Source organism: Streptomyces liliifuscus, assembly GCF_016598615.1.
In the GTDB taxonomy this organism is placed as follows: domain Bacteria; phylum Actinomycetota; class Actinomycetes; order Streptomycetales; family Streptomycetaceae; genus Streptomyces; species Streptomyces liliifuscus.
On sequence record NZ_CP066831.1, the window covers coordinates 2,407,531 to 2,419,981 of the forward strand.

9 protein-coding genes and 1 pseudogene are annotated in these 12,451 nt (G+C 70.8%); 3 read left to right on the plus strand and 7 right to left on the minus strand.

Annotated elements, in window-relative coordinates:
- Positions 1–16: 16 nt before the first annotated feature.
- The gene (locus JEQ17_RS10240; RefSeq protein WP_200394947.1) at positions 17–880 is read left to right on the plus strand and encodes a helix-turn-helix domain-containing protein; all 864 of its coding nucleotides are present in this window, start codon (positions 17–19) and stop codon (positions 878–880) included.
- 176 nt (positions 881–1,056) lie between these two features.
- Here the strand turns inward: JEQ17_RS10240 and dnaK are convergent, their stop codons facing one another.
- The 7 genes from dnaK to JEQ17_RS10275 all read right to left on the minus strand — a co-directional run bounded on the left by dnaK (position 1,057) and on the right by JEQ17_RS10275 (position 10,802).
- On the minus strand, positions 1,057–2,958 hold the full coding sequence (gene dnaK / locus JEQ17_RS10245; RefSeq protein ID WP_200394948.1) for a molecular chaperone DnaK: 1,902 nt from the start codon (positions 2,956–2,958) through the stop codon (positions 1,057–1,059).
- A gap of 178 nt (positions 2,959–3,136) precedes the next feature.
- The gene (locus tag JEQ17_RS10250; protein ID WP_200394949.1) at positions 3,137–4,351 is read right to left on the minus strand and encodes an esterase-like activity of phytase family protein; all 1,215 of its coding nucleotides are present in this window, start codon (positions 4,349–4,351) and stop codon (positions 3,137–3,139) included.
- A 242-nt stretch (positions 4,352–4,593) separates the two neighbouring features.
- Positions 4,594–5,022: an OsmC family protein gene (locus JEQ17_RS10255; RefSeq protein WP_200394950.1), complete on the minus strand. Its 429-nt coding sequence runs from the start codon at positions 5,020–5,022 to the stop codon at positions 4,594–4,596.
- Positions 5,023–5,086: 64 nt separating this feature from the next.
- On the minus strand, positions 5,087–6,892 hold the full coding sequence (locus JEQ17_RS10260; RefSeq protein WP_200394951.1) for a vWA domain-containing protein: 1,806 nt from the start codon (positions 6,890–6,892) through the stop codon (positions 5,087–5,089).
- 46 nt (positions 6,893–6,938) lie between these two features.
- Positions 6,939–8,000 (minus strand): ATP-binding protein, encoded by a 1,062-nt coding sequence (locus JEQ17_RS10265; RefSeq protein ID WP_200394952.1) that lies wholly within the window; start codon positions 7,998–8,000, stop codon positions 6,939–6,941.
- 125 nt (positions 8,001–8,125) lie between these two features.
- Positions 8,126–10,207 (minus strand): phage holin family protein, encoded by a 2,082-nt coding sequence (locus JEQ17_RS10270; RefSeq protein WP_234048142.1) that lies wholly within the window; start codon positions 10,205–10,207, stop codon positions 8,126–8,128.
- A 169-nt stretch (positions 10,208–10,376) separates the two neighbouring features.
- On the minus strand, positions 10,377–10,802 hold the full coding sequence (locus JEQ17_RS10275) for a hypothetical protein (protein ID WP_143640931.1): 426 nt from the start codon (positions 10,800–10,802) through the stop codon (positions 10,377–10,379).
- A gap of 86 nt (positions 10,803–10,888) precedes the next feature.
- Here JEQ17_RS10275 and JEQ17_RS10280 point away from each other — a divergent pair.
- Together JEQ17_RS10280 and JEQ17_RS10285 are read left to right on the plus strand one after the other, a co-directional pair.
- Positions 10,889–11,656 (plus strand): annotated as a pseudogene (locus tag JEQ17_RS10280) (MBL fold metallo-hydrolase); the annotation flags it as partial.
- A 68-nt stretch (positions 11,657–11,724) separates the two neighbouring features.
- Positions 11,725–12,351 (plus strand): DedA family protein, encoded by a 627-nt coding sequence (locus JEQ17_RS10285; protein ID WP_200394954.1) that lies wholly within the window; start codon positions 11,725–11,727, stop codon positions 12,349–12,351.
- Positions 12,352–12,451 lie beyond the last annotated feature (100 nt).

Consider the following 12,451-nt stretch of genomic DNA (forward strand, 5'->3'; position numbering starts at 1 on the left):
CTTGGGGAGGCGTGGCGTGAGTGAAAGGCGTCCTGCGCCGACCGTGGGGCAGGTGGTGCTGGGTAGACGGCTGCAGGAGTTGCGCGAGGCGTCCGGTCTGAGACGGGACGAGGCCGCGCGGATCCTGCGGGTCACGGGCGCGACCATCCGCCGCATGGAGATGGCCGAGGTCGCGCTGAAGATCCCGTACGTCCAGGTGCTGCTGTCGACGTACGGCGTGCCCGACGACGAGATCGCGGCGTTCGTCCGGCTGACCGAGGAGGCGAACCAGCCAGGTTGGTGGCAGCGCTTCCACGACGTCCTGCCGGACTGGTTCAGCATGCATGTGAGCCTGGAGGGCGCGGCCTCGATCATCCGGTCGTACGAGCCGCACTTCGTGCCCGGGCTGCTGCAGACCGAGGACTACGCCCGCGCGGTTCTGGAGGCGGGCACGGTCGGGCAGACCGGGCCCGAGGAGATCGAGCGCCATGTGTCCCTGCGGATGGCCCGGCAGAAGCTGCTGACCGGGGAGAACCCGCCGCACCTCTGGGTGATCATGGAGGAAACGGTACTGCGGCGGCCGGTCAGCATTCGCTCCGAGGTGATGACCGAACAGCTCGACCATCTGCTGGAGGCCGTCGAGAACGACCACATCACGCTGCAGATCGCCGAGTTCGCGTCCGGGCCTCATCCGGGGACGTACGCGCCGTTCGTGCTGTTCCGCTTCGCGGAGCCGGAGCTTCCGGACATGGTGTACACCGAGTATCTGACCGGGGCGCTGTATCTCGACTCTCGCAACGAGGTGGCTGCGCATCTGGAGGTGCTGGACCATATGACGACCGGGGCGGCGGGGGCGCGGCGGACCGCGGAATTGATTCGGGCGCGGCGGGCTGATTTCTAGAGTGCGGGGCTTGTTGTTGTTCGCTGGCTGACGGCCGTCGTGGGCTGGTCGCGCAGTTCCTCGCGCCCCTGGGTGGGTGGGGGCTGCTGTTGATTGTCGGGTGACGGCCGTCGGTGGCTGGGCGCGCCGTTCCCCGCGCCCCTGAGGGGGCTTCGCCCCTCAGGGGCCGGGCGCCATCAGGTCGGGGTGTCCTTTGTGGTGTTGCCCGGCTTGCCCTCCGTCGGGTCTTTTTCGTCGTCGACGATCTCCGCGTCGACCACGCCCTCCTCGTCCCCCGGTGGGGACTGTTCGGTGGGCGGCTGGTCCTGTGGGGGTGACTGCTGGGCCTGGGCGTACATGGCCTGGCCCATCTTCTGGCTGACGGTGGCGAGTTTCTCGACGCCGGTGCGCAGGGTGTTCGTGTCCGTGGCCTCGCGTTGCTCCAGGAGGGCCTTGAGCTCGGTGATCGCGGACTCGACCTCGGTCTTCGTGTCGGCCGGGACGCGTTCCTCGTTCTCACGGATGAACTTCTCGGTCTGGTACACGAGTTGCTCGGCCTGGTTGCGGGTCTCCGCGGCTTCCCGGCGCCCCCGGTCCTCGTCGGCGTACTGCTCGGCCTCGCGCATCATGCGGTCGATGTCGTCCTTGGGGAGCGCCGAGCCGCCCGTGACGGTCATCTTCTGTTCGCGGCCGGTGGCGAGGTCCTTCGCGGAGACGTGCATGATGCCGTTGGCGTCGATGTCGAAGGCGACCTCGATCTGCGGGACCCCGCGGGGCGAGGGCGGCAGCCCGGTGAGGTCGAAGACGCCCAACTTCTTGTTGTAGGCGGCGATTTCGCGCTCACCCTGGAAAACCTGGATGCCGACCGAGGGCTGGTTGTCCGTGGCGGTGGTGAAGATCTCCGAACGCCTCGTGGGAATGGTCGTGTTGCGCTCGATGAGCTTCGTCATGATGCCGCCCTTGGTCTCGATGCCCAGGGACAGCGGGGTGACGTCGAGGAGCAGCACGTCCTTCACGTCGCCGCGGATGACGCCCGCCTGGAGGGCCGCGCCGAGGGCCACGACCTCGTCCGGGTTGACGCCCTTGTGCGGGTCCTTGCCGGTGAGTTCCTTGACCAGCTCGGTCACCGCGGGCATCCGGGTGGAACCACCGACGAGGATGACGTGGTCGACCACCGAGAGCTTCACACCCGCGTCCTTGACCGCCTGGTGGAAGGGGTTCTTGCAGCGGTCGAGCAGGTCGGCGGTGAGCTCCTGGAACTGGGCGCGCGTCAGTTTCTCGTCGAGGTGCAGCGGGCCCTCGGCGGAGGCGGTGATGTAGGGCAGGTTGATGGTCGTCTCGGTGGACGAGGACAGCTCGATCTTGGCCTTCTCCGCACCCTCGCGCAGCCGCTGGAGCGCCATCTTGTCCTGGCCGAGGTCGATGCCGTACGAGCCCTTGAAGCGTTTGACGAGGTGCTCGACGATCCGGTGGTCCCAGTCGTCGCCGCCCAGCTGGGTGTCGCCGTTGGTGGCCTTGACCTCGATGACGCCGTCGCCGATCTCCAGGAGCGAGACGTCGAAGGTACCGCCGCCCAGGTCGAAGACGAGGACGGTCTGCTCCTCGCCGCGGTCGAGTCCGTACGCGAGGGCCGCGGCCGTCGGTTCGTTGATGATCCGCAGGACCTTGAGGCCCGCGATCTCGCCGGCCTCCTTGGTGGCCTGGCGCTGGGTGTCGTCGAAGTAGGCGGGCACGGTGATCACCGCGTCGGTGACGTCCTCGCCGAGATACGCCTCGGCGTCCCGCTTCAGTTTCTGGAGCACGCGCGCGGACAGTTCCTGCGCGCGGTAGCGGGTGCCGTCGACCGTGCCACTGTCGGGGAACCGCCAACTCGGTTCGCCCATATGGCGTTTGACGGAGCGCGCGGTGCGCTCGACGTTCGTCACGGCCTGCCGTTTGGCGACCTCACCCACCAGTACCTCGTTGTTCTTGGCGAAGGCCACCACCGAGGGGGTGGTTCGCGCGCCCTCGGAGTTGGCGACGACCGTGGGCTCACCCCCTTCCAGAACAGCCACCACCGAGTTGGTGGTACCGAGATCGATCCCGACCGCACGTGCCATGTCCGTCCCCTTCCGCCCGGGCCCTAACGCCTACCATCACAAAACTTGAGTGCCTCCCTGTCAATGGGGCGGGTACCCCGACGGAAGCGGACGATCCCGGACGACGGCTCCGGACATGACGATGCCGCGGCCCGAAGCGATTCGGGCCGCGGCCGGTGCCAGCGGCAGAACCGCGCCCCTAGCGGAGAGCGCGCTTGTCCGCCTTCAGGCTCTGTGAGAGCCGGATGGTGATGAACTCGTTGTTGTCCGCCTTGCCCGGCGTACGGCCGGAGGAGAACGGGAAGTTGTTGTCGTTCAGGACGGCCAGCGTCCGGTTGTCGAGGAGAACCACGTCCTCGATCGTGGTGAACGGGAAGGTGAAGGTCTCGCCGAAGCCGCCGAGGCCCTTCGGGTTCGCGATGTTCATCAGGTCGGCCACGAGGGTCTTGTCCATGACCCCGTCGCCGTTGCGGTCACGCGTGTCCGCGAGGTAGATCCGCTTGAACTTGGCGTCGGCGCCCTGGCCGCCGTCGCGCTCGATGACGAGGAAACGGTTCCTGTCGACGGCGATGGCGTCACCGATGGCGTTGGAGGGCGACTCCAGGCGGTAGGTGAAACGCTTCCCGGTGTAGTCCCGGCTCTTCAGGTCGAACTCGCTGAAGCGCAGGTCACCGGGGGTGTCACCGTTGACCGTGCCTTCGAGGAGCGGGTAGAGCCGACGGCCGTCGACCGAGCGGACCATGCCCTCGAAGCCCTTGCTGCCACCGATGGTGGGCTGGGCGCCGTTCAGGTACGGGTTCTCCGGCGCCCGCACTCCGTCGAGCGAGATGGGGGCTTCGAGCAGCCTGCCGGTCGACGAGAAGTGCAGCAGGAACGGGCCGAACTCGTCGCCCAGCCAGTACGAGCCGTCGTACGCCCGCACGATCGACTCGACGTCGAAGTCGGCGCCGGTCAGCACCCGGTCGGCCCGGGTGAGCGGGAACGGCACCTTGCGGTACGGGTCACTGAGGTTGAAGCCGCCCAGGACCTTGACCTTGCCGCTCTTCGTGTCCGGCTCGACGCGGTGCACGCGGAGCAGGAAGTCGGCGCTGTTGGCCTTGCCGCCGTAGCCGTTGTCGGACAGCACGTCGTAGCTGCCGTCGTGGCGGTTGACGGCGCCGCTGAAGCCCTGGACGGGCTGGTCGGCGAACGGGCCGGTGATGCCGTTGAACGGGCCCGCCCCGATGGCAGAGCCGGACGGCTCGCTGTTCGGGACGAACGTCTCGGCCGGGAGCGAGGCGAAACCGGTCAGCTTGGCCTGGCCGAAGGCCGTGGTGGCCCGACCGTGGTCCTTGGAGTCGCGGTCGGCCACGGCGGGCGACGCGAGTCCGACGGTCAGCGCGACAACGCCGGCCGTGATCGAAAGTCTGTTCATGGCCCGCACATTAGGGAGCCCGGGTGAAATGCGGTCGAACACAGGACGACGCGCACCACGGAGATCCGGTGCGGCATCGCCCATCCAGGTCGTGCCCGCATCGGTCTGGTCCTGCTCCGGCCGCCGGGTCCTGGTCCGGCCGCCGGGCAAGCTCCTGTCAGTGAAGCAGCTTGCCCGGCGGCCGATCCGAGTCGCCTCAGATGGCCGGTCGTCTCGGACGACCGGCCAGGCAGAATCGCAGGTCAGGCGAGCTTCGCCGACAGCGTGATCGTCGTGCCGGTCAGCGCCTGGCTGACCGGGCAGTTCTTCTTGGCGTCCTCGGCGGCCGCGACGAACGCGTCTTCCTCGATGCCCGGCACGGTGCCCTCCACCGTGAGGTGGATGCCCGTGATGCCCTCGCCCGGCTGGAACGTGACGTCGGCGGAGGTGGTGAGCTTGGTGGCCGGCGTGCCGGCCCCGGCCAGGGCGTGCGAGAACGCCATGGAGAAGCAGCTGGAGTGCGCGGCGGCGATCAGCTCTTCGGGGCTGGTCTTGCCGTTCGCGTCCTGGGAGCGCGACGCCCAAGTCACGGGCTGCTGAGCGATGGCGCCGGAGGAGTCGAAGTTGACAACTCCGTTGCCCTCGAGCAGGTTGCCTTCCCAGACGGTGTGTGCGGAGCGCGTTGTTGCCACGATGAATCCCTTTCGATCAGGTCCCGGTTTTGGGGTCCGTAGCACTATCCGATCACACTCGGGCTCAGCGCACGCGAAAGACGGGCCCACGTGCGGTGAACGGCAGGGACGAACCCTGTGGGATCAGGTAGGCGTGCTCGCGCCGGACGCGCAGGACGTCGCACCAGCCGTCCGTGATGATCAGGATCGGGGCGCCCGGCGGGAAGTCCTCGGCGCGGTGCAGCAGATCGACGCCGGGCTGGAGGATGGTGCCGCCTCGGCCGTGGACCCGTACCCGGCCCGCGATGTCCGTGACGGGGAGGAAGCCCGCGTCGTGCGGGGCCGCGTCGCAGAAGACGACCCGGGCGGCCGGCACGTCACGGGCCTCGGCGTACGAGGCGATGGCGCCCAGTGCCTTGCCGAGGAGGGTGCGGTCCATGGAGCCGGAGGTGTCGAGGACGACGCCGAAGGTGCAGCGGGCGATCTCCTCGGGCGGGAAGTAGCGTCCGGCGCGCGGGATGTCGGGGGTGGCCGCCTGGCGGCGGGCGGGGCGCGCGTAGGTCCGTACGGGCTCCGGGCGGGGCACGAACTCGTCGAACCAGCGGGCGAGTTGGGCGTCCCAGGGCAGCGGCGGGTGGTTGAGCGCGCGGATCTCCTCCACCAGTCCGCCGGGCAGGAAGCCGCGGCTCTGCTGCTGGTGCAGGTCGAGACCGTTGCCGAGGCCGCGGCGGTAGAACTCGTCGAGGTCCACGTAGTCGCGCGGTGAGCCGAGCGGGCCGCCGAGGATGTCGCCGACGCCCTTGCCTCGCAGGGTGGCGAGCCGTCGCACGCGGCGCAGGTCGGTGGCGATCCGGTCGTAGACCTCCTCGGCGGAGAGGTCCTTCAACTCCTGGTCGTACAGCAGCCCTTCGGGCATCGTGCCGACCTGCATCTCGACCAGCCAGGCGTTGATGACGTAGTCGCAGGCGACGTTGAAGAGGTAGGGGTCGCGGGCGCCGCAGCGGTCGCCGTGACGCAGCGCGGCGTGCAGCATCTCGTGGGCGAGGACGAACCGCCATTCCTCGTCGTCGAGTTGGCGCAGCGGGTTGATGTAGATCTCGGCGGCCCCCGCGTCGACCGCGGCGACGGAGATGCCGTGCGCGCGGGCGAGTTCGGCGTCCGCGACGATCGTGATGCCGGCCGCGATGCCGCCGAGGAGGGGGTAGGAGGAGACGAACCAGCTCAGCGCCCGCTCCCAGGGCTGCAGCGGGGTGAGACCGCCGCGCATCGAGTCGCGGCGGCCGCCCGCCATGTCCATCGCGGTGGCCACCGTGCGGGTCAGCGCGTGGGCGAAGGCGAGCTGCCAGTCCGGCGGCCGGCCGCCGAGCCAGCTGTCCCAGGGCACCAGGAGCTGGTCCGGCTCGCCGCCCGCGGTGCCGCAGCGCTCGTACATGGGCGGGATGCCGTCGCGGCGCCAGCGCGCGGCGAGCTGCTCCTCGTCGCCGTCCGGGTACGACATCGGCAGATCCGCCGGGGTCCGGCCGATCGGGAAGCCGAGCAGGAAGCGGTTGACGACGACACAGCGGGCCGCGATGTCGAACCGGTCGGGCTGGGCGCGCAGGCCGGTCGCCGCCGTGACATGGCCGAAGCCGAGATGCAGGGCGCTGTGGGCGACCGCCCAGGCCCACTCGACGGGGTCGGCGCGGCGCTTGGGGTGGACGTGCAGCACGCCGTCGGAGTCGACGCGTACGAGTCCGTCGTCCGGCGCCTCCTCGCAGTCCTCCTGACGGCAGGTGCTGAACCCTATGGCGGCCAGCGCGCGGTTGGCCCGCACGAGCCGCATCCCCTCGGCGAACGCCTCGGCTGCCAGGTCCTTCTTCCGGGGCGGCTCCTGATTGCGCGTACGGCTCATCGCGCGGCCCCTTCCCGGCGGTCGGCCGCGCGCCCGCGCGGAGCGCTCACCGACGCGCCTCCACCAGCCGGGGCATGTCGCGGGCCGCCTCCACCAGGAACCAGGCGGGCAGTACGGGGTTGCCGTCCTCGTCCGCGGCGATGACGCTCTGGGCGACCTCGACGGAGATCTCGGCGAGCTGCACGAGCAGGGACTTCGCGCGGTAGGCGGTCTGGCGGCCGCTCGCCGAGGCGTGTTCCTTGCTGGCGGGGAGTTCCTTGACGAGGCGGCCCCGGAAGGACTCCGCGAGGTAGTACAGGAGGTCGCGGTCCTCCAGGCGGTTCGGCCAGCGGGCCTCGCCCTTCATGATGGCCTCGATGCCGAACCGGCTGCGCACGATCTTCACGTAGCCGCAGAAGGCGACCGCGTGCGCGGGTGTCAGCGTGCCGTGCGCGATCACCTTCAGCGTCGGCTCGTCGAGCGTCGGCCCGAAGGAGTGCAGCGCGTCGGAGAGCATGTGCCAGGAGCGGGGAGTCGAGAAGGGCTCCTCGGTCTTCGGCGGCTTGGACCACAGGTGGTCGGGGCGGTCGACGAGGTGGTCGAGCACCCACGGGTGGATGCCGTTCGCCCCTGCCCACACCAGCCAGTCCTTCGGGGAGGCCTCGAGGTGTACGTGCGCGAGCCGGTTGACCAGCGCGGACGCGATCGGGCGCGCGAGCGCGTTGTCCGTCGCCCGGTTGCCCGCGCCGATCACGATCGAGCCCGCCGGCAGCTCGTAGTTGCCGATGCGCCGCTCCAGGATGAGCGAGTAGAACGCCTTCTGGACGTCCGGCGTCGCCGCGTTCAGCTCGTCCAGGAACAGGCAGTACGGCTCGTCGCGGGCGATCGCCTCGGGCGGGCAGAAGACCGAGCGGCCGTCGCGGATCTGCGGTACGCCGATCAGGTCCTCCGGCGCCAGCTGCGTACCCAGCAGGCTCACGCACTCCAGTCCCAGCGATTCGGCGAACTCCCTCACCAGGGAGGACTTTCCGATGCCTGGAGCGCCCCAGATGAAGACCGGCCGCACGGTCGCGAGGCCGAGCAGCAGTTCCGGTATTCGGGCGGGAGTGACGGTGACGGCTGCCTGCACGCAGTGGCTCCTGAGGGGGGTGTTCGAGCGGGGCGCGCCGGTGCGCGATGTCCGATGCGGACAGTGTGCGCGGTTCCTCCCCCGGACCGCAGCCCATTTTCATGGCCCTTGAGGAGCGCGGGGACCTAGGCGACCCGCCGCTCGGGCTCGGTCTCGACGGGCACCTGCGGGCCGTCGCACTCACGCAGCCAGCGCCGCAGTACGTGGTGCACGTGCTCGGCGCCGACCAGTTCCGCCCCGTCCTCGACGGGCGCGGAGAACGTGAGCGGCGACATCAGGAAGGGCCTCCCCTGCGCTCCGCCGAGGCCGCCGTGCGAGCCGATCTGCTCCTCGAACGCGAGGACTTCGCCCTCCTGGGGGTCGTACCAGGAGTTGATCATGATGTCGGCGGTGTGCGGGAACGCGTGCGTGCGGCGTACGGCGTCGGCGGCGCCCGGGCCGAAGTCGGCGAGCGGGCCCGGGTTGTCGTCCAGTTCGTCCAGGGGGATCTCGGCGCCGTTCGCGCCGAGCACGAGGCCGCCGTGCTCCTCGCTGCGCACGAGGACGAAGCCGACGCCGGGGTGGTTGGCGAGCGTGGTCAGCAGGGCCGGGTGGCGGGCGTCGATCTCCTCGCGGCTCATCCGGTGCGGTACGTCCGGGAAGGACACGAGGCCGAGGTTGCCGGAGGCCAGCACGAGCGGCTCCGAGTGGCGGCTGGAGGGGCGGTACTGCTCGTGGCCCTCCTCCACCGGCCTGCGCAGCGCGGCCCGTACGGCGGACCTGGCCTCGGCGCCGCTGTGGGTGCGGCGCGCCTTGCGGGGCACGGGCAGCCCGCAGCCGGCCCGGACCAGTTCCCCGAGGCCGAGTCCGTAGCGGGTACGGAAGGTCTCGCCGGGGCTCTGGCCGTGGTCGGACAGCAGGACGACGCGGTACGCGCGCGGGGCGTGCTCCGTGACCTGCGCGATCAGGGCCAGTGAGCGGTCCAGGCGTTGCAGGACCTTCTCCGTGTCACGGCTGCGCGGGCCCGAGTGGTGGGCCACCTCGTCGTACGCCACCAGGTCGGCGTAGACCGAGGAGCGTCCGGCGAGCATGTCCCCGATCACCGCGGCGACGACGACATCCCGCTCGATGACCGTCGCGAAGGCCCGGATGAACGGATAGAGGCCGCCGCGGCCGACCCGCGGGCGCCGCTTCTTGAGGCGGGCCCAGGTGGACTCGCCGATCTCGCGGCCGACCTCGGCGACGAAGGACATGGCGGTACGGACGGCGTTGGCGGGGTCGGAGAAGTACGCGAAGTAGCCGGCCCGCGAGCGGTTCTCCCGGCCCCTCCTGGCCGCCACGGAGAGCACCAGGGCGAGCTGGTCGGCACCGCCGCTGAAGAGGTTGCCCCGGCTGGCGCCGTCCATGGTGAGCAGGCCGCCGTCACCGGTGTGGGCGATGGCGCGGCGCTGGAGTTCGGCGGCGCTGGTGGGGCGGTTGCAGACCATGACCTCCCGGGTGTCCTTCTCGTACCAGCGGAAGGCGGGGATGTCGTGGTTGGAGCCGTGCAGGATGCCCAGCTGGCTGGCGCCCGTCTGGCTGGACCAGTCGGTGCGCCAGGGGGTGAGCCGGTGGGTGGTGCGGGCCCCCTCGCCGTCACCGAGCCAGGCGGCGACGGTCGGCATCAGACCGCGTCCGACCGCCTCCAGGAGTACGTCATGGCCGACGCCGTCGAGCTGGAGGAAGACCACTCCGGGGGTGGACGGGCCCGTGCCCGGCTCCAGTTCCGACCGCCGTCGGTCGGAGAGCCGGTAGAGCCTGCGCCTGTACGCGTCGTCGTCCCGGACGGCCAGGGCACCGCCGGTGGCGGAGGCGACGGCCGACATCACCGCGGCGACCACCACGGCGGTCTCCGGCGCGGCCTCGCTCTCTCCCGACGGGATGATCCGCAGGGCGAGCCACAGGAGCGAGCCGTTGAGGAAGAAGACGAGCAGGCCGAGGACGAGGGCGGGGACGAGGAGCAGGGCCCGGACGAGGAGCGGCCACACCACGGAGGAGAGCACACCGAACGCCCCGGCGCCGAGTGCGGCCGTGATGGCGATCTGGGTCGCGCTGTCGCCGTCGGCGGACTGGATTCTGAAGTCCGGCAGGATCCCGGCCAGCGCCAGCATGGTGACCGTGGACACGGCCCACACGGCGACGCTCCGCCAGAGCGCGCTCACCAGCCTCCGCCATCTCGCGCCGCTCACGCCACGCCCACCTCCACCCCGCTCTCAGACCTGCCCCAACCCTGTCACAAGCACGCAAGCCGTTTCGGCGGTGCACAAGGGCACGGTTGCTCACCGCGCACACAGGGTGACCGCGGGCCACCGCACGAGGTTGCCTCTGCTCGGCCCGGGCCCGGCGGCGCCGGAGTTGTCAGCGGCCGTCGTAGCCCGCCGTCGGCATCGACAGCCGGCGGTGGACATGGGCCTTCATCTGGGCGTCGTACGCGGGTTCCGCGTGGCCGACCGTCTCGACCCGTACTCCGCGGCGGGCACACTCGGCGGTGAACTCGTCGACGGAGGCGAGCGCGCGCTCCAGGACCCGGCGGCTGGGCGCCACGAACAGGTCGACGAGGCCCGCCTCGACGTCCTCCCAGAGCGCGCAGTGGTCGGGCCGCAGCCCCCGTACGAGCAGTTCGCGGGTGACGACATAGCCACGCTCGGCGGCCCAGCGCGCGCACATGGCGTGCTGGCTGCGCGAGTCCACCAGGAAGGGGTCCGCCTCCAGCTCCTCCAACGGCGTCAGACTCGCGATCGTCGTCACGCGAAGCATGCCGGAGGCACGGCGTGTGTCTCCCATGGCGTCCCCCCCTCACCTCCGGGTTTCGTCGCCGACCCTACTCCTGCCCGTACGCTCGGGGGGAGTCGCGCGAAGGAGGCAAAGGAGTGCCGGTGGAGATCACTTGGTGGGGGCACGCCACCTGCACCGTCGAGGACTCGGGCGCGCGCGTGCTCACGGACCCGCTCTTCGCGCGCCGGCTCGCGCATCTGCGCAGGCGCCGGGGCGCGCCGCCCCCGCCTGAGGCGGCGGTGGCGGACGTGGCCCTGGTGTCCCATCTGCACGCCGATCATCTGCACGTCCCGTCGCTGGCGCGGCTCGCCCCGGGCACCCGGCTGCTGGTGCCGAAGGGCGCCCCGCGGGCCGTCCCCGGGCTGCGCCATCTCGGTCATCTGCAGATCACCGAGATGGCGAGCGGCGACCGTACGCGGGTCGGTGACCTGGTCGTACAGGCCGTTCCGGCGCGGCACGACGGGCGGCGGCTGCCGGTCGGGCCGCATCGCGCGCCCGCCCTCGGCTATGTGATCGAGGGCGAGGCACGGACGTACTTCGCCGGGGACACGGGCCTCTTCGAGTCCATGGCGAAGGAGGTCGGGCCGGTCGACGTGGCGCTGCTGCCGGTCGGCGGCTGGGGTCCGTATCTGGGCGAGGGCCACCTGGACGCCGGGCGGGCTGCCGAGGCGCTGGCCCGCCTGCGGCCGGGGAGCGCGGTGCCGGTGCACTACGGCACGTACTGGCCGATCGGGATGGATGCCGTGCGCCCCCATGAATTCCACGCGCCCGGCGAGGAGTTCGTGCGCCTGGCCGCCGAGCGTGCGCCCGAGGTGGCGGTGCACCTTCTGGACCACGGACAGCGTGTGCGGCCGCGGGTCGCGGGGTACCGGTCATCCCCGAGGGACGCGCCGGCCGGCCGGGGCGACGACGAGCGGGAGGGCGAAGCCCGGTGAGGGATGTGCTCGCCGCCGCGGTCACGACCGTGCCGCCCGAGTCCACCCAGCAGGCGCTCGGTTATCCGTCGCTGTTCCTGCTGGTGCTGATCGGGGCGCTGGTGCCCGTCGTGCCGACGGGTGCCTTGGTGAGTTCGGCGGCGGTGGTGGCGTTTCACCAGACCGCGCCGTTCTCGATGGTGCTGGTCTTCGTGGTGGCGGCGTTCGCGGCGTTCCTCGGGGATGTCGCGCTGTACTGGCTCGGGCGTCGTGGCATGAAGTCGAAGAACGGGTCGCGTTGGCTGGCCGCGATACGGGATCGTGCGCCGGAGGATCGGCTGGCGCAGGCGCAGGAGAAGCTCGCGGAGCATGGTGTGGCCGTGCTGGTGTTGTCGCGGCTGGTGCCGGCGGGGCGGATTCCTGTGATGCTGGCCTGCTTGATGGCCAAGTGGCCGTTGCGGAGGTTCGCTCGCGGGGATGTGCCGGCTTGTCTGGCCTGGGCCGCGACGTATCAGCTCATCGGGGTGGCCGGGGGGTCCTTGTTCAAGGAGCCCTGGGAGGGTGTGGTGGCGGTTGTTGTACTGACCGTTGTGATCAGCGTGGCGCCCGGTCTTTGGCGGCGGTTGCGTAGCGCTCAGCGGTAGGGGTGAGTGGGTGCGGGGGGTTTCTGTCGTGTGTTGGCTGCGGTTTGTGTGTGGCTTGTCGCGCAGTTCCCCGCGCCCCTGAAAGCAGCCGTTGCCCGTG